At 58.0% G+C, this 20,103-nt stretch carries 14 protein-coding genes; 9 read left to right on the forward strand and 5 right to left on the reverse strand.

Annotated features, from left to right (window positions below):
- From ACFQUU_RS00005 to ACFQUU_RS00035, 7 genes are all read left to right on the forward strand, one after another.
- The coding region (locus ACFQUU_RS00005; protein WP_382240786.1) for a molybdopterin cofactor-binding domain-containing protein at positions 1–1,173 on the forward strand (1,173 nt) is incomplete at its 5' end.
- On the forward strand, positions 1,170–2,219 hold the full coding sequence (gene xdhC / locus ACFQUU_RS00010; protein WP_382240789.1) for a xanthine dehydrogenase accessory protein XdhC: 1,050 nt from the start codon (positions 1,170–1,172) through the stop codon (positions 2,217–2,219). The genes ACFQUU_RS00005 and xdhC, both read left to right, overlap by 4 nt.
- Positions 2,220–2,300: 81 nt before the next feature.
- Complete coding sequence (gene guaD, locus ACFQUU_RS00015) at positions 2,301–3,650, forward strand: guanine deaminase (protein WP_382240792.1); 1,350 nt, start codon at positions 2,301–2,303, stop codon at positions 3,648–3,650.
- Positions 3,651–3,865: 215 nt separating this feature from the next.
- A complete protein-coding gene (locus ACFQUU_RS00020) occupies positions 3,866–4,957 on the forward strand; it encodes a porin (RefSeq protein WP_382240795.1) in 1,092 nt (363 codons plus the stop codon).
- A gap of 111 nt (positions 4,958–5,068) precedes the next feature.
- Positions 5,069–5,845: a class II aldolase/adducin family protein gene (locus ACFQUU_RS00025; protein ID WP_382240798.1), complete on the forward strand. Its 777-nt coding sequence runs from the start codon at positions 5,069–5,071 to the stop codon at positions 5,843–5,845.
- 16 nt (positions 5,846–5,861) lie between these two features.
- Positions 5,862–6,044 (forward strand): 4-oxalocrotonate tautomerase, encoded by a 183-nt coding sequence (locus tag ACFQUU_RS00030; protein WP_382240801.1) that lies wholly within the window; start codon positions 5,862–5,864, stop codon positions 6,042–6,044.
- 150 nt (positions 6,045–6,194) lie between these two features.
- The gene (locus ACFQUU_RS00035; protein WP_382240804.1) at positions 6,195–6,569 is read left to right on the forward strand and encodes a hypothetical protein; all 375 of its coding nucleotides are present in this window, start codon (positions 6,195–6,197) and stop codon (positions 6,567–6,569) included.
- Between the two features lie 98 nt (positions 6,570–6,667).
- Here the strand turns inward: ACFQUU_RS00035 and tldD are convergent, their stop codons facing one another.
- From tldD to ACFQUU_RS00050, 3 genes are all read right to left on the reverse strand, one after another.
- Entirely contained in the window at positions 6,668–8,128 is a 1,461-nt protein-coding gene (tldD, locus tag ACFQUU_RS00040; protein ID WP_382240807.1) for a metalloprotease TldD, read from the reverse strand.
- A 136-nt stretch (positions 8,129–8,264) separates the two neighbouring features.
- Complete coding sequence (locus tag ACFQUU_RS00045; RefSeq protein WP_382240810.1) at positions 8,265–9,080, reverse strand: carbon-nitrogen hydrolase family protein; 816 nt, start codon at positions 9,078–9,080, stop codon at positions 8,265–8,267.
- A 4-nt stretch (positions 9,081–9,084) separates the two neighbouring features.
- Entirely contained in the window at positions 9,085–13,311 is a 4,227-nt protein-coding gene (locus ACFQUU_RS00050; RefSeq protein ID WP_382240813.1) for a YhdP family protein, read from the reverse strand.
- 292 nt (positions 13,312–13,603) lie between these two features.
- Here ACFQUU_RS00050 and glnE point away from each other — a divergent pair, with 292 nt between their 5' ends.
- Entirely contained in the window at positions 13,604–16,351 is a 2,748-nt protein-coding gene (gene glnE / locus ACFQUU_RS00055) for a bifunctional [glutamate--ammonia ligase]-adenylyl-L-tyrosine phosphorylase/[glutamate--ammonia-ligase] adenylyltransferase (protein ID WP_382240816.1), read from the forward strand.
- 359 nt (positions 16,352–16,710) lie between these two features.
- Here glnE and gap read toward each other — a convergent pair whose 3' ends face one another.
- Both gap and tkt read right to left on the reverse strand, forming a co-directional pair.
- Positions 16,711–17,721, reverse strand: a complete 1,011-nt coding sequence (gap, locus tag ACFQUU_RS00060) for a type I glyceraldehyde-3-phosphate dehydrogenase (RefSeq protein WP_382240819.1) — start codon at positions 17,719–17,721, stop codon at positions 16,711–16,713.
- Positions 17,722–17,875: 154 nt separating this feature from the next.
- Complete coding sequence (tkt, locus tag ACFQUU_RS00065; protein ID WP_382240822.1) at positions 17,876–19,870, reverse strand: transketolase; 1,995 nt, start codon at positions 19,868–19,870, stop codon at positions 17,876–17,878.
- Between tkt and ACFQUU_RS00070 the strand changes: the two genes are divergently transcribed.
- The gene (locus tag ACFQUU_RS00070) at positions 19,869–20,054 is read left to right on the forward strand and encodes a hypothetical protein (protein ID WP_382240825.1); all 186 of its coding nucleotides are present in this window, start codon (positions 19,869–19,871) and stop codon (positions 20,052–20,054) included. The two genes, tkt and ACFQUU_RS00070, sit on opposite strands and share 2 nt — an antisense overlap.
- The last annotated feature ends 49 nt before the right edge of the window (positions 20,055–20,103 follow it).

Below are 20,103 nucleotides of genomic sequence, written 5' to 3' on the forward strand. Positions count from 1 at the left end.
TTTTACGGCCGCAACGATGCCGAGGGGCGCAATGTCACCCAGTACGGGCAGAAGGTGGTTGACAACGTGATCCATGAACTGGTCGGTGAGCTCGAAGCGAGCAGCGACTACCGGGCACGGCGGGAAGCGGTCAGGGCATTCAATGCAAGCAGTCCGGTGCTGAAGAAAGGGTTGGCGATCACGCCGGTCAAGTTTGGCATTGCGTTCAATGTGAGCCACCTGAACCAGGCTGGTGCGCTGGTGCATGTGTATGTGGATGGTTCGGTACTGGTCAACCATGGCGGCACCGAGATGGGCCAGGGGATCAATACCAAGGTGGCGCAGGTGGTGGCGCATGAACTGGGGGTCGATTTGTCGCGGGTGCGGGTGTCGGCGACCGATACCAGCAAGGTGGCCAATACCTCGGCAACCGCAGCCTCGACCGGTGCCGACCTCAACGGCAAGGCCGCTCAGGATGCAGCCCGCCAGATTCGCGAGCGCCTCACCGCGTTCGCTGCCGAAGCCTATGGCGTTGATGCATCGAAGATCCAGTTCGCCAACAGCCATATGTATGTGGATGGCAAGCCGGAATCCTTCGAGTCGCTGATCCGCAGTGCTTACAACGCCCGCGTGCAATTGTGGTCCGACGGATTCTATGCGACTCCTGGCTTGTACTGGGATTCGAAGACGATGACCGGCAATCCGTTCTTTTACTTCGCCTACGGCGCTGCGGTATCCGAAGTCGTGGTCGATACCCTGACCGGCGAGTGGAAACTGCTGCGCGCCGACGCACTGTACGACGCTGGCAATTCGCTCAATCCGGCCATCGATATCGGCCAGGTCGAAGGCGCATTCATCCAGGGCATGGGCTGGCTGACCACCGAAGAACTGTGGTGGAACAAGGCCGGCAAGCTGATGACGCATGCACCGTCGACCTACAAGATTCCCGGCATCTCCGATTGCCCGGAAGATTTCCGTGTCGCGTTGTTCAAGAATCGCAATGCGTCTGACAGTATCCATCGTTCCAAGGCTGTCGGTGAACCACCTCTGTTGCTGCCCTTCTCTGTGTTCTTCGCGATCCGCGATGCGGTGGCGAGCGTTGGCGACTACAAGGTCAATCCACCGTTGAATGCACCCGCGACCAGCGAAGCAATCCTGAACGCCGTGGACGCGGTACGGGCAAGCGCAGCATGAGCGCATGGCTGTCAGCAGTCACATCGCCCACCGGGGACGTAATGCCGTCGGTGCTGGTCACCGTGGCCATGGTCGAAGGATCCGGGCCGCGTGAACCGGGCGCCAAGATGCTGGTCACGCGTGATGGCCAGGTCGACACCATTGGTGGCGGCCACCTTGAAATGCGTGCCTGTGAGATCGCCCGGGAAATGCTCAACCAGACCGCGACGATGCCGGCGGCCAGCCGCCGCATCGGCCGGTTTGCATTGGGACCGAGTCTCGGCCAGTGCTGCGGCGGCGTCGTGCATCTCGCGTTTGAACGGATTGACGGGGCACAGGCAGACTATTTTCGTCTGCTTGGTGAACGCCGGTCCGAACGCGAAACCAGCTGGCGACTGGTTGCACTCGATTCGGCAATCCCGCCCGTGATGCTCGATGCATCGGGCAAGTGCATTGCCGGTAGCTGGCCTGCCACGCTCGGTGCGATTGATGTCGAGCGCCCCTGCCATGTACTGAAAGATGCGGAAGGAAAAACCTGGCTGGCTGACCCTTGCCGCCCTTATCGGCCGCATCTGGTGCTGTTCGGCGCGGGGCACGTCGGTGCTGCCATCGTGCGCGCACTAGGCGAACTTCCCTGCCATGTCACCTGGGTTGACGAACGAGACGACATGTTCCCTGCGAGCGTGCCCGCCAATGTCAAGATTGAAGCAACCGACGCACCCGAAGCAGTCGTCGATGAAGTGGCGCCTGGCGCGACTTATCTTGTACTCACGCATTCCCATGCGCTCGACCAACGCCTGTCCGAAGCCATCCTGCGCCGCGCCGACGCCGGATGGTTTGGCTTGATCGGTTCAAAAACCAAGCGCATGCAGTTTGAACACAGGCTGCGCGACCGCGGTATTGCACAGGAACGAATCGCCGACATGGTCTGCCCGATTGGTGTTCCCGGCATCACCGGCAAACAGCCGGCCGTCATCGCCGCATCGGTCTGTGCGCAATTGCTGCAGGTCTGGGAAGCGGAAGAATGTGCACAACTCGCCCAGCCACAGCGGCGGCAATTCGCATGAGGCATGCGCCGCGCAGAGACCTGCGCGGTTTCGTCATGGCTGCGCACGACAATATGCAATACCAAGCAATGAAAGAATGTAATGACCTCGACTAAAGCACTCCCAAACTGCCAGGCTTACCGCGCCAGCATCCTGCACTTCACGGCTGATCCAGCCTTTAACGACAACGCCTTTCGCTGGCATGAAGACGGCCTGCTGATCGTGGCCGATGGCCGCATTTATGCCGCCGGCGACTATACCCAATTGAGCGGCACCCTGCCCGAAGGCGTCAAGGTCCAGGATTATCGCGGCAAGCTGATCGTGCCCGGTTTTATCGATACGCATATCCACTATCCGCAGACCGACATGATCGCCTCGCCGGCACCTGGTCTACTTCCCTGGCTGGAGACATATACGTTTCCGACCGAGCGCAAGTTTGAAAAGGAAGAACATGCCGTCGAAGTGGCAAGCTTCTTCCTCGATGAATTGCTACGCTGCGGCACCACGACAGCGATGGTGTATTGCACCGTGCATCCCACATCGGTCAATGCCTTCTTCGGCGAAAGCGAAAAGCGTAACCTGCGCATGGTAGCCGGCAAGATCATGATGGACCGAAATTGTCCCGACTTTCTTTGCGACACAGCGGAAGGCGGCGTACGCGACAGTGAAGACCTGATTCGCACATGGCACAAGCGAGGCCGGCAACTGTATGCGATCACGCCGCGCTTTGCGCCAACTTCGACCGAGGCGCAATTGCAGCTGGCCGGTGAACTTGCTCAGACCTATCCCGACACCTTCCTGCAAACCCACGTCGCCGAAAACACCGATGAAGTCGCGTGGGTCAAATCGCTGTTCCCGGAGGCGCGCAGCTATCTGGATGTGTACGACCACTACGGCATGATGCGTCCGCGGGCAATGTATGCGCACTGCATCTGGCTGGACGACCATGATCGCGCGCGCATGCGCGAAACTCAGTCAGCGGCATCGATCTGCCCGACGTCCAATCTCTTTCTGGGCAGCGGCCTGTTCGACTTTGCACGCGCGGACGCTGCGCAGGTTCCCTTGTCGCTGGCGACCGACGTTGGCGGCGGCACATCGTTCTCGATGCTGCAGACCATGAATGAAGTGTACAAGGTCGCCCGTATGGGTGGCACTTATCTTCCGGCTTTGCGCATGTTCTACATGGCGACACTCGGTAACGCACGAAGCATGCAACTGGAAGGAACGATTGGCAATTTTGCAACTGGTGTCGAGGCCGATTTCGTCGTCCTCGACCCGCATGCAACCCCCCTCCTCTCCCGCCGCACCTCGCGCACGGAAAGCCTGGAGGAATTACTGTTTGCCCTTGCCTTGCTTGGCGATGACCGCACTGTGGCCGCAACTTACAGCGCCGGCAAGCAGGTCCATGCGCGCGGACCTCAGCCAACCAAACCGGAAGCTGTCGCCGTATAAAAATGACAGGCTGCGGCACCCGCCGCAGCGTTGCGCCGATAGCACAACGACATGAAGATTTGGCATTTCCTTGTCCAGAATAAAGCAATGAAAAGTAGAATGGCTGCCGGTATAGAAAAGTAGATAAGCAATGCAATTCATACAGGTAGCCCGGAGGGTTTCACCGTCCGGGGGCACACCCGGCTTATTCAATCTGCATCACAACAGGAGATGTCATGCAACATAACAAACTAAAAAAGCTACTGCTCGCAGCTGTAATGGGCGGTGCGGTTGCCATTCCGGCCAGCGCGCAAACCAATGTCACCTTCACTGGTCTCGTTGATGTTTATGCTGGTTCGATGCGCAACGCCGGCGATGCGCGCTCACGCTCGGTGGTCAATAACGGCGGCATGACAACTTCGTGGTTTGGTTTCAAGGGTTCGGAGGACCTGGGTGGCGGCCTGAAGGCCAACTTCCTGCTGACCAGCTTCATCCAGGCGGACACGGGCACACAGGGCCGCTTCCCCGGCGACACGCTGTTTTCACGCGACGCCAACGTCGGCCTGTCGGGCGGTTTTGGTGCGGTGTCCTTTGGCCGTGAACTGGCTCCGCACTTCCTGCCGACCATCCTGTTCAATCCGTTTGGCGATTCCTACACGTTCTCGCCATTGCTCCTACACGCAGATGTGCCGCTGTTTAATGCATCGGGCTGGACTAACTCCATCGTCGGGGACACCGGCTGGAGCAATTCCATCCGTTACCAGACACCAAGCTTCGGTGGGCTGACCGCCAACGTGCACTACCAGTTCGGCGAAGTCGCCGGCAGTACTGGTCGCAACAACATCGGCATCAATGCACTGTATTTCGCGGGTCCATTGGCGTTGACTGCCTTCTACCACAACGTTGAGATCAATAATCCGCTCAACGTCCCGGCAGGTAACGTTCAACCGGGCGGCAATATCCCGCTCGCAACCGGTGCATTCGCAGCACGCCAGACTGCGTGGATGGTGGGAGGCAGCTACGATCTGAAAATCGCTAAGTTGTTTGCGACTTACGGCCATACTTCGCATAACATCGATCTGGACGACAAGACCTTGTCCCTGGGCGCGACCGTCCCGGCAGGCCCTGGCAAGGTGCAGCTGGCGTGGGCGCAGACCAGGCGTGACGGTGTAGCCTTCGGTCCGGACCAGAAGCGCAACACAACAGCGGTGGGCTACGACTATGACCTGTCCAAGCGTACCGACCTGTATGGAGTTGTCATGAATGACCGTATCACTAACCGCGATAGCGGCAACAGCTTTGGTGTCGGTGTCCGCCACCGTTTCTGATAGCTTGACGATGTGATGACGCGTGGGCGGACAACGTCTGTTTCATACGTTGTTACGCTCGATTGCTTAACGGCCCGGCATTGCCGGGCGTTTTCATTATGGTGATCCACGATGGAATCGAATTTCATATACCAAGGCGGCAAACTTGCCGGTGAAGCGATCAGCAAGGAAGAATGGCAGATGCGCCGTGACCTGGCCGCCTGCTACCGGCTATGTGCGATCAAGGGTTGGGATGACCTGATCTATACGCATATCTCGGCTGCGGTACCGAATGAGCCGGGGCGTTTTCTGATCAACCCTTTCGGCTATCGCTTTGATGAAATCCGGGCGTCCAGTCTCGTCAAAATCGACTTACAGGGCCGCATTATCGGCGATCACGGATATCGCATCAACGTCACCGGATTCGCCATCCATGCAGCGGTGCATGCGGCGCGCGCCGATGCACAATGCGTGATGCACCTGCATAATGTCAACGGTATCGCGGTCGGTGCGCAGGAAGCGGGATTGCTGCCACTCTCGCAGCATGCGCTGCGTTTCCATGGCCAGCTTGGTTACCATACCTATGAAGGACTCGCACTGTCTCCAAGCGAGCAGCGGCGACTCGTCGACCGGCTTGGCGGCTACCCGGCGATGATGTTGCGCAATCACGGTACACTTGTGTGCGGCCGGACGGTGGCCGAAGCTTATGTGCTCATGGAGTCGCTGGACAAGGCATGCGAGATCCAGCTTAAGGCACAGACTGGCGGCGCAAAGCTGGTTCTGCCCGATCACGAGACTTGCGTCAAGACACACCGTGACCTGCTCGGCGACGGCTCGCCCGAAGGCGAACTCGAATGGCCGGCATTGCTACGGATGCTTGATGCCGTATCCGCTTCTTATCAACAATAAACTGGAAGGACAATTCATGCCGACAATTAACGTACAGATGTTTGAAGGACGGACGCTGGAACAGAAACGCGCTTTTGCCAAGGCAGTGACTGAAGCGGCGGTTGCGACCCTGGCATGCAAGCCGGAATCGGTTGACATCATCATTCAAGAAGTAAAGAAAGAAGATTGGGCTACCGGCGGCAAGCTCTGGAGTGACTAAGGTCTTCTCGCGCCGACCCTGGCTTGCGCAGCACCGCCGAAATCAGTCAGCCTCGGTGCAACAGATTCTTGCCCATACGACTCTTGTTACAAAGATTCCCGGCAGTCGTAGTGAGTTTGTCCTTTAATATAAAGGACAAAGGAGCGATGCATGATGAAGTATTTCAGGTTAGCAGCCGCTGCAAGCCTTGCCCTGTCAGCTTGGTCGACACCGGCATTCGCGGGAGGCAACGTCCACTGGTCCGTGTCTGTCGGCGGACCAGTTTATGTGCAGCCGGGTGTGGTTTACCAGCAGCCGCAGGTTGATTATGGGCCTTACGGTCGGCCACCATCGGCATTTCCTTCGCCTCCGGTGTATTACTACCCGGCGCCAAGTTACTACGTTGCGCCGACACAGGCCTATCCGATAGCGCCACCGCCGGTTATCTACTATCAGTCTCCTGCGCCGCGGCCGCATCACCATCAGCACCATCACCATCGGGGCTACCATCATTACGGTGACGGACGCGCTGCCTTACGTAGATAAAACACCCTCGGCAGCACGAAACGGCTCTGCAAAAAAATTAACCGGTTAGTGTGCCACCTGGAAAAGGTCGCACGCTAACCGGTTTTCTTTTCTGCAAATTACGCTGTACCGCCGACCGTCATGCCATCGATACGCAATGTCGGCTGACCGACGCCTACGGGAACGCTCTGGCCTTCCTTGCCGCAGACCCCGATGCCGCTATCTAGCCTCATGTCATTGCCGATCAATGACACACGGTTGAGCACATCCGGCCCATTGCCGATCAGGGTGGCACCTTTGACCGGATAGCTGATCTTGCCATCTTCGATCATGTAGGCTTCACTGGCGGAAAACACGAACTTGCCATTGGTAATATCTACCTGGCCGCCGGCAAAGTTGACGGCATACAAGCCATTTTTAACCGAGGCGATGATTTCCTGCGGGTCTTTGTCGCCACCCAGCATGTAGGTGTTGGTCATACGGGGCATCGGCAGGTGCGCATAGGACTCGCGACGTGCGTTGCCAGTCACGGACATATTCATCAGGCGTGCGTTCATCGTGTCCTGGATATAGCCCTTGAGTATGCCGTCTTCGATCAGGGTCGTGCATTGCGTCGGCGTGCCTTCGTCGTCAATATTGAGCGAACCGCGCCGGTCGGTGATAGTGCCGTCGTCCACGACGGTCACGCCCTTGGCCGCAACCCGCTCGCCAATGCGGCCCGAAAACGCGCTGGCACCCTTGCGGTTGAAGTCACCTTCCAGTCCATGGCCAATTGCTTCGTGCAACAGTACGCCTGGCCAGCCGGGACCCAGCACCACGGTCATCGGTCCTGCCGGCGCAGGGCGCGCATCCAGGTTCACGATCGCCGTCGAGACCGCATCGCTCGCGTATTTTTCCAGTAGTTCATCGGTGAAGTAATTGAAATCATAACGGCCGCCGCCGCCGCTGGAACCGACTTCGCGCCGACCATTCTGTTCGGCGATGACGGTAATCGACATGCGGACCAATGGCCTGATGTCCGCCGCCAGCACACCGTCGCTGCGTACCACGAGCACGACATCGTATTCACCCGCAAGGGAGGCCATGACCTGCACCACGCGAGGATCCTTTGCCCGCGCAATGCGTTCGATCTTTTCCAGCACCTTCACCTTCTCTGTCGCGGTCAGCGATGACAAGGGATCGTTTGGCAGATACAGGGACCGTCCGCCAACAGGCTGAATCGATGAAGCCACCTTGACCTTGCCGGCACCCTGACGCGCAATGGTGCGTGTTGCCGCCGCCGCATCCAGAAGCGCCTGTTCCGAAATTTCGTCGGAATAGGAAAATGCCGTCTTGTCACCAGACACTGCGCGCACTCCGACACCCTGATCAATCGAAAAGCTGCCCGTCTTGACGATGCCCTCTTCCAGGCTCCAGCCTTCGTTTTTTGTAAACTGGAAATACAGGTCAGCGTAATCGACCCGATGCGTAAAGATCTCGTCCAGCGTTTTGATCAGCTTGGCTTCATCCAGACCGAAAGGTGTCAGCAGGACATCGCGGGCAATGGCAAGGGTTTGAAGATTGGGTTCGAATAGCTTCATGTTTTATTGTCTCTTCGCGTGAATGCGTTGACTGGATACGATATGCGATTGTAGAGCATCTGCCGGGCCACCGTCCCATCGCATGATTCGGTTGGACGGGTTCAGGAATCCAGTCAGCAATTGCTTGGTGGCACGCTTACAGCTTACGGTGCATCAGCGCCGGCAAACTTTCACGCACACCTTGCAGTTGTGAGATGTCAAGATCGCCGATGACCACGCCTTCGCCTTCGGGCAGCACGCTCTTCACTTCACCCCAGGGATCGACCAGCATGCTGTGTCCCCAGGTACGTCGTCCATTCTGATGCTTGCCTCCTTGGGCCGCGGCAAGGACATAACATTGATTCTCGATGGCACGTGCGCGTAACAGGATTTCCCAATGCGCACGCCCAGTGGTATAGGTAAATGCCGCTGGCATGACGATCAATGCACAGTCGCCCATCGCGCGATACAACTCGGGGAACCGCAGGTCATAGCATACCGAAAGGCCGACCTTACCGAATGGCGCGTCGAAGGTGGTCACACGCTCGCCATGGACGATGGTCCGCGCTTCATCGTAGAACTCTTCGCCCTTGGTAAAGCTGAACAGGTGGATCTTGTCGTAACGGCTCGCCTGTTCGCCATCGGGGTTATAGACCATCAAGGTATTGAGCACCTTGCCGTCTTCCGGGGCGGCCATGGGGAGGGTGCCGCCTACCAGCCAGATCTTGTGTTCGCGCGCAAGTTCAGACATGGTTTCCTGGATCGGGCCTGCACCGGTCTGCTCGGCATGCGCCAGCTTGTCCGAGTCTTTCATGCCCATAATGGGCCAGTATTCGGGCAGCAGCACGAGTTGGGCACCCTGGCGCGCGGCATCGGCAACCAGCCTGCGGGCACTGGCGAAATTTTCTTCCACGACGGGCGTGGATACCATCTGGATGGCAGCAATTTTTGTGGATCGTGCGGATTGCGTCATGATCTCAGCCTTTGGTTCCGACATTGTTTGCCGCCTCGCCGTTCGGTGTGGCGGGTTTTCGCAACATTTTGGTGACCACCGGATCCTTCCACGGGCCAGTCACCTGATACTCAAAAGTGAAGGCCTTCATCAGCGGCTCGCGCAGGAAAAGTTGCGCCAGGAAAGTTCCCACGCCGATGACAGGATTGACTGCCAGGCCGTAGACAACCGACGCTGCGCCGACATTGATATCCGGGATCACGACCACATGCAGATTCTGCGCTTCTTGCGCGATATCCGCTGTGCCATCCATCAAAACCGTCGCCGCTACGCCACGCATCTTGAAATTATCGGTATGCACGACGCCCTGCGTGATGTTTGCCGTTGCGCTGACGCCATCGAAGGCAAAACCTTCGGAAAACACATCCCGGAAATCCAGTACCAAGCGGCGCGGCAATGATTGCAGGCTAAGCACGCCAAGCAACTTGGCGGCTGCCGGATCGACTTTCAGAAATTGTCCGGCCGTCAGGTCAAGATGCATGTCCCCGGCGAGCGAGGGAATATCCAGCGAAAACGGCAAGCCCTTCCAACTGATTTCGCCTTTCATCTCGCCCTTCCCGCCGCGCAGTACGTTCTGAAACCCGAAACGTTCGAGCAGGCGGCCGGCATCGGCGATTTTCATCTTGTAGGCGAGGCTGGACAAACTCTCGCCGTCCTTGCTGGCCCAACGGCCGGTCGCATTGAATTCTCCGTCCGGGTTGGCGATGGATAGCTTGTTGATTCGCCATTCGCGCCCGTTCGGCCCGCGCGCATTCTGTGCGGCGACTTCCAGGTGCCCGAATTTCTTGCCAAACAACTCGAAGTTTTCAGCAACGATATCGAGCGCGGGCATCTGCGTCGTGGTGTTCTTTCCTTCGAGCAGCTCTGTGACGTCGGAGGCGGCGGATTGTGGAATGATGAGCGACGCCAGCCTTGCCGTGACCCGTCCCGAGCCCTGCCGGAAACGTGGTTCCATCCAGGTCACATAGCCGGAAGCCTGGTCGGAATCAATACTGGCTTGCCACTGGCCTTTTTGATGTGACGCGCCGACCACGACATTGTCGAGCTTGCGGCCAAGCACGATCAACTCGGTCGCATTCGCGGCGAGTACTTCGGGATCAATGTACTGGGCGATGCCGAGGGAGTCCGGCTGACTCTGTGTACTCTGTGTACTCTGTGTACTCTGTGTACTCTGTGTACTCTGTGTACTTTGCGCATCGTCCTGCCGCACCGCGGCAACCACCGACGTCAGCGCGCGACGCCACGCGTCGATATCCAGCGACTTCATGCTGGCATGGACGATCAAGCCATTATCCGGTTGCGGTGCCGGCACGTTGACGCCGATACCGCCACGCAGCACGCGCCACTCCGCATCCTTTTCAGTACCCTTCTGCCGCTCGTATCTTGCCGAAATGGAGGAACCGAGTGACAGCTTCATCTCGTCGCGCACTAAGGCAGCGTCGTTTGATGGTAGTCCGATAAGCTCGAAGCGGAATGGCATGCTGTCGCCGCTTGCCTTCCTGAGCGGCGCCGGGAAGTCGAGACCGACACCAACCAGATTGGACTCGACCACAATTTCCGGCCGCTTGTTCTTGACGCGAATCGTGGTGGTGTACCGTGTGCCGCCGCTGATCCGCTCGGATGAGCGCTGGGTCAGCGGTGTTGTGTAAATCTTGCGCAATCCGTCCACCGACAGGGTGCCATCCGCCCTGACCACGATACCGCCGTCGCGCTGGGTGCCACCGGCAACAGCGGCCGGTCCACCGAGGAAGTTGGCCTTGATTCCAGCGAGATTAAAACCCTTCTCGGAAAACTCCAGCTTGCCGGTCGTACCCATTAACGGCGGCATGAACTTGATCAGGTCCACGTTGTTTCCAGCGAACTGGAGCGCGCCCTTTACTTTAGCGTCACGCAGATGCTGTAACGGCAGTTGCAGGTCCAGCGCCAGCCTGGCATTGCCAGTAGCCTTGGTGTCTTCGGTGAAATGATCGATCCAGCCTGCGACCGGGCTTTCATTGGTGAAGCGTAAAAAGTTTTGCAGCGGTCCGGCGGCTTCACCATTCACATCCAGCACCATGTTGTCGTGCTGGTCCAGATCGGGAATCACCGCCTTGACGTTGGACAGCGTGGTACCTGAAGTCCTGGCGTTGGCAGCCACGATTTCCATGCGCGCCCGGTCAAATGCGATGGTGCCATTGATGCCGTCGATCAGCGGCCACATGGGTGTTTTGCCGTCCGGCGCAAACAGATCCGGTGCATAGTTCAGCTTGCCGTTTTCGATCTTGCCGAGGACGCTGAATTCGCCTTTCGGCTTGTCGTTGCCGGCGCTTCGCGCAAAAGGAAATTGCGCCAGATCTCCCTTCAACTTCAGCCGCACATCTTTTACCGTGCCGCCGACGAGCGCACCGGTCAGCCATTCATGAAGTGACTTGGGCGTCTGCAAGGGCAGATAGCGCCCGATATCCTGCAGTTCAAGCTTGTTTAGTTTTCCGGTGAGATCGATATTGCCACGCGATTTTCCGGCCTGATGACTGAGGGGCATGAGGTGGGTGCCGCTGAAGGAACCCGCCAGTTCGCCCTGCATGAATTCCATCTTTTGCACGTCAAGCAGCAGCTTGTTGTTTTCCTGGAAGGTCCAGTTTGCCTGCATGCTGAAACGATCGAAAGGCATCACCGGCTCGGCGAAATAGCCAGGCAGCTGCAATGCGATATCACGCGAGGCCAGGTTGAACGAGCCGCCACGATCGTTCGCATCGATACGTCCTGTCAGGTTATCGAAGCCGGGAATCGCCGGCACTGCTGCCTGGGCCGGCGACGTGGCAGTCCTGGGCCTTGCTTCGCGGGCCGGTAAGGGCTTGAGCGACAGGCCGGCAAATTCGCCTTTGACACTGTAGGCCGAAATATCCGGAAAGCTGCCCTGCCACTGTGCGGAAAAGTCCTTGAGAAGCCCGCGTGGCGCAAAATCCGCCAGCATTTGGCGCTGCTCCGCAGGAAGCGGCAAACGTTCGGCGAAACTGGCGGCAGTTTGCAGATCAAGCAAGCGGGCATTGATCTCGGTTCTTGCGGGCCGCCCATTGCGGGCCGGCGCATAGCTTTCACTGATTGTAGTGCGGGGCAGGTACAGCCCGTCGTCGGTCTGCAGCGTAAAGTCGGTCAGCGAGATGGCATGCCCGTTCTGGCCAAACGTCGGCGTGCCATCCTGCGCATTGGCGTTGTAATCCTCCCGGATGGAAATCCGTCCCAATACCTCGACCAGATTCATGGGTTCAAGGTCTTCGCGCAGTCTTGCCGACACGTTCGACAAGCTCAAGTCGGCAGTAAAGTTGGCGACCTTGGCACGGTCAAAATCCAGCCATGCCCGTACCGAGCCCTTGCCCTGCTGCATGTCCACCGGATAGTCCAGATACGTTCTCCAGACTGTCAGGTCGGTGTTGTGGAGATCAGCGTAGACCTGTCCCTTCCATACCGCAGCATCGGAAATCTTGCGTGCAAAGTGAGGATGGTCGAACGCAGCACGCACGTCGAGCGGACCGGAGAACGCTGGGGGTGGCGTTGCTCGCAACGAGAAGCGATGATGCCGCCATTGATTACGCAAGATAAGATTGACATCATTGAGCGGCAGTTCGGGCGCAGCACGCTGATCGTCATTCCAGCGAACGCGTCCATCCCGGATGATGATTTCACGTTGCGACAACACCCAATCGGCGCCTTTGTCGCTGCCGGTTCTGCCGGTATCAATGGCGATGCCGGCCACAAACAGCTTGCCGTTCGCATCGCGCCGCACGTCCATGTCGGGCTTGTTGATGACAAGTTGTTCGAGTCGCAAATCGGCGGTTGGCAGCGACAGCCAGGACAGCGTGGCGGAAACGTTAGGGAGGGTTAGCGCGGCATTGCCGAACTTATCGTGGATGACCACCTGGTCAAGCGAGAGCCGGGGATGCAGACCGGACCAGGATGCCTGGATGTCGCCAATGGAAACCTTGTTACCGATGGCGCGCGCGGCCATCTGCTCTACTTCCGGCTTGTAGCTGTCGATGTTGGGCAGGACAACATAGCGCAGCCCGAGCACCAGTCCGCAGAAAACGAAGTACAGGACAACCGCCGTCTTGAACAGCGCACCAAGCACGTGATGCGTCGCCTTATTGGCGATTCGATAACATTCTTTCGACGCATGCCAGTACGCGCTAAGCCTGGTTTCTGGTTGCGGCGGCATGTTCGGATCTGTGGGCATCAACGATAGGAGCAGAGTCTGTTCAAAAGCATCAAGCGAGAAATAACGGCAATGCACGGAGATACATGGCAGGTGGCATACCATAGACGCCGCGCAACGCAGTATATACGCCGGGCTTCTTGTTATGTCTCCCGTGCCGGATTAGCATTGCATGCATCATGTTCGCATGGATATCACCGGACAATGCTCAATAATTTATTAATGAACAACTCTTTATCGTGCGCTGCATCGCGCATGCCTGTCCCTTTAACCCAGCCACTCAATCCCTGACACTGTGACCCCATCCCTTTTGACCAGCGAAGTTGCCTCAAGGTTCTACTCGAGGTGGCTCAACGCCGACCCGTCCCGCGCGGGCATGGTAGCCGAGCTTGCCGGATTATCTATTACGCCAGAGGTTTTTGCTCGGCTTTTACAAAAAGAAACAGCTGCCGGCATGCCTCTTCCGCGAGCGATGCGGCGAGTACGCAACCTGGTGGTGTCCGCTTTGATCGATCGCGACCTTGGCGGACGGGCGGAGCTGGCTGACATCCTGGCCACCATCAGCAACTTCGCCGATTTTGCCGTACAGACCCACCTTGCCGCAATCTCGGCAGAGTTGGTCGAACTTCATGGCACGCCCATCGGCGCCGAATCCGGCGAGCAGCAGGAAATGATAGTGATCGGCATGGGCAAGCTGGGCGGGCATGAACTGAATGTGTCGTCCGACATCGACCTGATCTTTGTCTACCCGGAGAGCGGCGAGACCAGCGTGACGTCGTCCGAGCAACGGCAATTGTCAAATCACGAATTTTTTATTCGGGTCGGCAAGAAGCTGATCGGCGCGCTGTCAGAGATTACCGAGGACGGTTTCACCTTCCGGGTCGACATGGCATTGAGACCAAACGGCGCGTCCGGGCCACTCGCGGCAAGTCTCGCGATGGTGGAAGAATATTTGCTGGTGCAAGGCCGGGAATGGGAGCGCTATGCCTGGGTCAAGGCACGTGCGCTGACCGGACGCCCGGAAGACATTGCCTCGCTTGAGCAGATCGTGCGGCCTTTCGTCTACCGTCGCTATCTTGATTTCGGCGCGATTGAAGCCTTGCGCAATATGCACGGGCAAATCCGTGCAGAGGTGAAGCGGCAGGAGGTGCGTCACCCGGAGCGGGCCAACAACGTCAAGCTGGGACGCGGCGGCATTCGTGAAATCGAATTCCTGGCGCAGGTATTCCAGTTGATCCGTGGTGGGCGCGACCTGTCGCTGCAGGACCGTTCGACACGTGCGACCTTGGTCACGCTTGCCGAGAAAAACCTGCTGAGTGCTGCTGAAGTGGAACAACTGCAAGAGGCTTATACATTCCTGCGTAACCTTGAGCACCGCTTGCAGTATCTTGACGATGCACAGACCCATACCTTCCCCGCCAATCCGGAAGATCAGCTCGCGATCGCGAAAATGATGGGTTTTGCCGACGTACCCGCACTACTGGCAGTGCTGGACGCCCATCGCACCACTGTTGCGTCACAGTTCGATGCGATTTTTGCCGACAAGGCAAGCGGTACGCCGGCCACGCCGGAAGCCGAATCCGCGACGATCGTGCAAGGCAATCTTTCCGACATCGAACACCGTGAAGCCATCGAAGCACGTCTGCAAGCACTGGCTTTCGACGATGTGCCAGGCGCTACCAAACGATTGCTTGCCACCGCGCAGTCGCACCGCCTTCAATCGCTCCCTGAGGCAAGCCGAACCAAATTGATGGCACTGATTAACGCCTCGCTGCCATTGATTGCCGCCACGTCAAACGCGCGAGCGGACACTCTGGGCCGCCTGCTGGATTTTTTTGAAGCGATTGCACGACGCGCTGCTTACCTTGCCCTGCTCACCGAGTACCCGCACACTTTGGGTCGGGTGATTCGCATGATGGGCGCCAGTGGCTGGGCGGCCACCTATCTGACCCGCCATCCCATCCTGCTGGATGAATTGCTTGAAGACCGTACATTGACGGCGGCGCCTGACTGGGCTGCATTCGCGCAGGAAGTGCAACGCCAACTGGATGCAGCGGATGGCGACACCGAGCTTCAAATGAACGTACTGCGCGACTTGCATCATGCGCAGTTGTTCCGTTTACTGGCGCAGGACCTCGAAGGCGGGCTCACGGTGGAGAAGCTGGCCGACCATTTGTCAGCACTTGCGGATATTCTTGTTGGCGCAACCATCGGCGCAGTCTGGAAGACCATCCACAATCGGCATCGCGAAGTGCCGAAATTTGCAGTGATCGCCTATGGCAAGCTGGGAGGCAAAGAGCTGGGTTATGCCTCGGACCTGGATGTGATTTTCCTGTTCGATGACGACGATCAGGAAGCGCCGGCGAACTATGCAAGGCTGGCGCAACGTTTCATTACCTGGATGACCACCCATACCCCCGCCGGCATCCTGTTCGATATCGATATTGCGTTACGCCCGGATGGCGCGAGTGGTCTACTCGTGTCGCGCGTCTCGGCCTTTGAAAAATATCAGACCGAACATGCGTGGCTGTGGGAACACCAGGCGCTGACCCGTGCCCGCTTTTGCGCAGGCGATGCGGAGATCGGCGCACGCTTTGAAGCGATCCGCGAACGGGTTTTGCGTCAGCCGAGAGACGAGGAAAAACTGCGTCGCGAAGTCGCCGCGATGCGTACCAGGATGCATGAGGCACATCCGAACCGGTCCTTACAGTTCGATCTCAAGCACGATGCCGGCGGCATGATCGATATCGAGTTCATCGTGCAGTTTCTGGTACTGTGCAATGCGTGCAAATATCCGCAACTGACGCCGGATATCGGGAATATCGCCTTGCTCAAGTTGTGCGGCGAATTGGGTTTGATCGATGCATCACTTGCGGGGGATGTCGCGGATGCGTATCGGACGTTCCGGAAGTTGCAGCATCAGATCCGGTTGCAGGGGAATGACCGGGCGCGGGTCGATGTGGAGAAGGTCGAAGTTGCGGCTGCGAAAGTGCGGGAGTTGTGGGGAATGACGTTGGGGAGGAGTCAGTCTGGTGCGACTTGAAGGGCATTAGAGCGGATTTCATATTGGTGTGCGTAACGTCGACAAGCACCAAAGATAGACGCAAGCGGCAATGCGATGCGCAGCGAGCGAGCCGAAGTTCCCTCCTCTTCAAGAGGAGGGTTAGGGCGGAGATGGGTTTAAAAATGCCCCTGTGCAGATGCCAAAAGAGCGCCGAACCGGGGTCGCCTTTCTTTGCCTCCTTTCTTTGGCGAAGCAAAGAAAGGAGGTGGCCCGCCGGGGCCAGTCCCGGCAAGGTAGATCGAAGAACAAACAGACCAGCATCACCGAAGAGAAACAAAAAAACAAAAAAGGCGTACCTGATCTCCCAGATACGCCCCTTCAACAAGCAAAAACCTAAATCACTTAGCCGACATCAACGCCACGGTCGTATCCAGCATACGATTCGAGAAACCCCACTCATTGTCGTACCACGACGATACCTTCACCAGACGACCAGACACCTTCGTCAGTGTCGCATCGAAATTGCTCGATGCCGGATTATGGTTAAAGTCCACCGACACCAGCGGATCAGTGTTGTAAGTCAGGATGCCCTTCAGCGCGCCATTAGAAGCTTCCTTCATGATCGCGTTGATTTCATCCACAGACGTATCACGCGCAGCGATGAACGACAGGTCGACGATCGACACATTGATCGTCGGAACGCGGATCGCGAAGCCGTCCAGCTTGCCGTTCAGTTCCGGCAGCACCAGGCCAACAGCGGCTGCAGCACCAGTCTTGGTCGGAATCATCGATTGCGTGGCCGAACGCGCACGACGCAGGTCTTCGTGCATGACGTCGGTCAGCACCTGGTCGTTGGTGTAAGCGTGAACAGTCGTCATCAGGCCATTGACCACGCCGATCTTGTCATGCAGCGGCTTGACCAGCGGTGCCAGGCAGTTGGTGGTGCAGGAGGCGTTGGAGATAACGGTGTCCGAGGACTTCAGCACGTCCTGATTGACGCCGAACACGACAGTCGCGTCAACGTCCTTGCCGCCTGGAGCGGAAATGATGACCTTCTTGGCGCCGCCCTTCAGGTGGGCCGATGCCTTTTCCTTGGTGGTGAAGAAGCCGGTGCACTCGAGCACGACGTCGACATTCAGTTCACCCCACGGAATTTCAGCCGGATTGCGCTGCGCGAAAACCTTGATCTTGTCGCCATTGACGATCATGAAGTCGCCGTCCACTTCCACGGTGCCCGGGAACTTGCCGTGCGCTGTGTCGTAGCGGGTCAGGTGTGCGTTCGATTGCGCATTGCCCAGGTCGTTGATCGCAACGATCTGGATGTCGTTCTTCTTACCGCCTTCGTAGTGCGCACGAAGGATGTTACGGCCGATACGTCCATAGCCGTTGATTGCGACGCGAATAGTCATGGTTTTCTCCTGAATGAAAAAGCAAAGTAATCATTCAGCTCCCGCTCCTCGCGGAGCCGGGTTGGGCAGGAGCGATTTCCGCATGATCGATGTGACCCGCGCTTCGCCCCAACCCAACCTCCCCGTCAACCGGGAAGGCGCTGGAAACTGTAAATCAACCTAATACCGATTTCACCTTCGCCACGACGTTGTCAGTCGTGAAGCCAAAGTGCTTGAACAGCACGCCCGCCGGAGCGGATTCGCCGAAGGTGTCGATACCGACAACCGCGCCTTCGAGGCCAACGTACTTGTACCAGAAGTCGGTGACACCGGCCTCGATGGCAACACGCGGCAAGCCCTTCGTCAGGACGCTCGCCTTGTATGCGGCATCCTGGCGGTCGAACACGTCGGTGCTCGGCATGGAGACTACGCGAACCGCGATGCCCTGTTTGGCCAGTTCATCCGCGGACTTCATCGCCAGTTCCACTTCCGAACCGGTGGCAATCAGTATCGCCTTCGCATCCTGCGCGTCGCGCAAGACGTAGGCGCCACGCTGGATGTCGCTGATCTGCTGCTCGTTGCGCTCCATGTACGGCAGATTCTGGCGCGAGAAAATCAAGGTGCTCGGACCATTGCGGCGTTTTACCGCCTGCTGCCATGCCACTGCCGATTCCACGGTGTCGCAAGGACGCCAGTTGTCCAGGTTCGGGATCAGCCGCAGGCTGGAGATATGCTCGACCGACTGGTGGGTCGGGCCATCTTCGCCAAGGCCGATCGAATCGTGCGTGAACACGAACAACGAGCGAATCTTCATCAGTGCCGCCATGCGGAGCGCATTGCGGCTGTAATCGGAGAACGTCAGGAAGGTCGCGCCGAAAGGCAGATAGCCGCCATGCAGTGCGATACCGTTGATCATGGCGCTCATGCCGAACTCGCGCACACCGTAATTGATGTGGTTGCCCGGCTGCTCGCTGCGCACCGCGACCGATTCCTTCCAGTTGGTCAGGTTGGAGCCGGTCAGGTCGGCGGAACCGCCGAGAAATTCCGGCAGCACCGGCGCCAGTGCCTGGATGGCGTTCTGGCTGGCCTTGCGGGTCGCGATGGTTTCCTTCTTTTCAACGCAGGAGGCAATGTATGCCTTCATCGCATCGTCCAGGTTACCGGGCAGCTCGCCTTTCATGCGGCGCAATAGCTCGCCTGCCTGTTGCGGATAGCGCTCGTCATATGCCTTGAACAATGCATTCCATTCGTTTTCCAGGGCTTGGCCGCGCGCCTTCGCATCCCATGCCGCATAGACGTCGGCGGGGATTTCGAATGGCGTATGCGACCATGCAATTGCTTCGCGCGTCGCCGCGATTTCTTTGTCGCCAAGCGCCGCACCGTGCACCTTGTCGGTGCCCTGCATATTAGGCGCTCCTTTACCGATGACCGTCTTGCAGCAGATCAAGGTCGGCTTGTCTGCCTTCTTCGCTTGCGCAATGGCAGCGTCGATTGCGGCCACATCGTGACCATCGACATTGGGGATGACGTTCCAGCCGTAGGATTCGAAACGCTTGGGTGTATCGTCGGTAAACCAGCCATCGACCTTGCCGTCGATGGAAATGCCGTTATCGTCGTACAGGGCAATCAGCTTGGACAGACGCAGTGTGCCGGCCAGCGAGCAGGCCTCGTGCGAAATGCCTTCCATCAGGCAGCCGTCGCCAAGGAAGACGTAAGTGTGATGGTCGACGATATCAAAGCCGGGCTTGTTGAATTCGGCGGCAAGCAGTTTTTCTGCCAATGCCATGCCGACTGCATTGGTAATGCCCTGGCCGAGTGGTCCGGTCGACGTTTCCACGCCGGCGGTAATTTCATACTCAGGGTGACCAGGCGTCTTGGAATGCAGTTGACGGAAGTTCTTGATTTCTTCCATCGACAGGTCGTAGCCGGACAGATGCAACAAGGCATACTGCAGCATGGAGCCGTGGCCGTTGGAAATAACAAAGCGATCGCGGTTGATCCAACGCGGATTGACCGGATTATGGCGATGGTGCTTGGTCCACAGTGCGACGGCAATTTCTGCCATGCCCATGGGCATGCCGGGATGGCCGGAATTTGCCTTTTGTACTGCGTCCATCGCCAATGCGCGGATCGCATTGGCCATCTTGTCGGTGGGGAGAGTGGAAGTCATGTCAAATCAAGGTATGTGGCGGGTCTTGGAGCGGCTGCGGGCGGCACGCATTGCCGGACGCGGGATGTTGCAAAGCCCGATATTTTACCAGAGTGCGATTGACGGATTTAAAATCGGACGGTATCAGGGCATGCCTCCCATGGTCACCGCGTTCTCCATGGCTCAGTTCTTTGCCTATTGGTAATAACTATGCAAATCCCAAGTGGCTACAATGTGTTTACATGTAAATACTT

Origin of the sequence: Herbaspirillum sp. GCM10030257, from assembly GCF_042666555.1 — a bacterium.
Classification (GTDB): domain Bacteria; phylum Pseudomonadota; class Gammaproteobacteria; order Burkholderiales; family Burkholderiaceae_D; genus Noviherbaspirillum.

What these genes read in the sequence shown, in the direction of transcription:
- xdhC (WP_382240789.1), top strand. Translation starts at nt 1,170, where the DNA reads ATGAGCGCATGGCTGTCAGCAGTCACATCGCCCACCGGGGACGTAATG.
- guaD (WP_382240792.1), top strand. Translation starts at nt 2,301, where the DNA reads ATGACCTCGACTAAAGCACTCCCAAACTGCCAGGCTTACCGCGCCAGC.
- ACFQUU_RS00020 (WP_382240795.1), top strand. Translation starts at nt 3,866, where the DNA reads ATGCAACATAACAAACTAAAAAAGCTACTGCTCGCAGCTGTAATGGGC.
- ACFQUU_RS00025 (WP_382240798.1), top strand. Translation starts at nt 5,069, where the DNA reads ATGGAATCGAATTTCATATACCAAGGCGGCAAACTTGCCGGTGAAGCG.
- ACFQUU_RS00030 (WP_382240801.1), top strand. Translation starts at nt 5,862, where the DNA reads ATGCCGACAATTAACGTACAGATGTTTGAAGGACGGACGCTGGAACAG.
- ACFQUU_RS00035 (WP_382240804.1), top strand. Translation starts at nt 6,195, where the DNA reads ATGATGAAGTATTTCAGGTTAGCAGCCGCTGCAAGCCTTGCCCTGTCA.
- tldD (WP_382240807.1), bottom strand. Translation starts at nt 8,128, where the DNA reads ATGAAGCTATTCGAACCCAATCTTCAAACCCTTGCCATTGCCCGCGAT.
- ACFQUU_RS00045 (WP_382240810.1), bottom strand. Translation starts at nt 9,080, where the DNA reads ATGACGCAATCCGCACGATCCACAAAAATTGCTGCCATCCAGATGGTA.
- ACFQUU_RS00050 (WP_382240813.1), bottom strand. Translation starts at nt 13,311, where the DNA reads ATGCCGCCGCAACCAGAAACCAGGCTTAGCGCGTACTGGCATGCGTCG.
- gap (WP_382240819.1), bottom strand. Translation starts at nt 17,721, where the DNA reads ATGACTATTCGCGTCGCAATCAACGGCTATGGACGTATCGGCCGTAAC.
- ACFQUU_RS00070 (WP_382240825.1), top strand. Translation starts at nt 19,869, where the DNA reads ATGTCAAATCAAGGTATGTGGCGGGTCTTGGAGCGGCTGCGGGCGGCA.
- tkt (WP_382240822.1), bottom strand. Translation starts at nt 19,870, where the DNA reads ATGACTTCCACTCTCCCCACCGACAAGATGGCCAATGCGATCCGCGCA.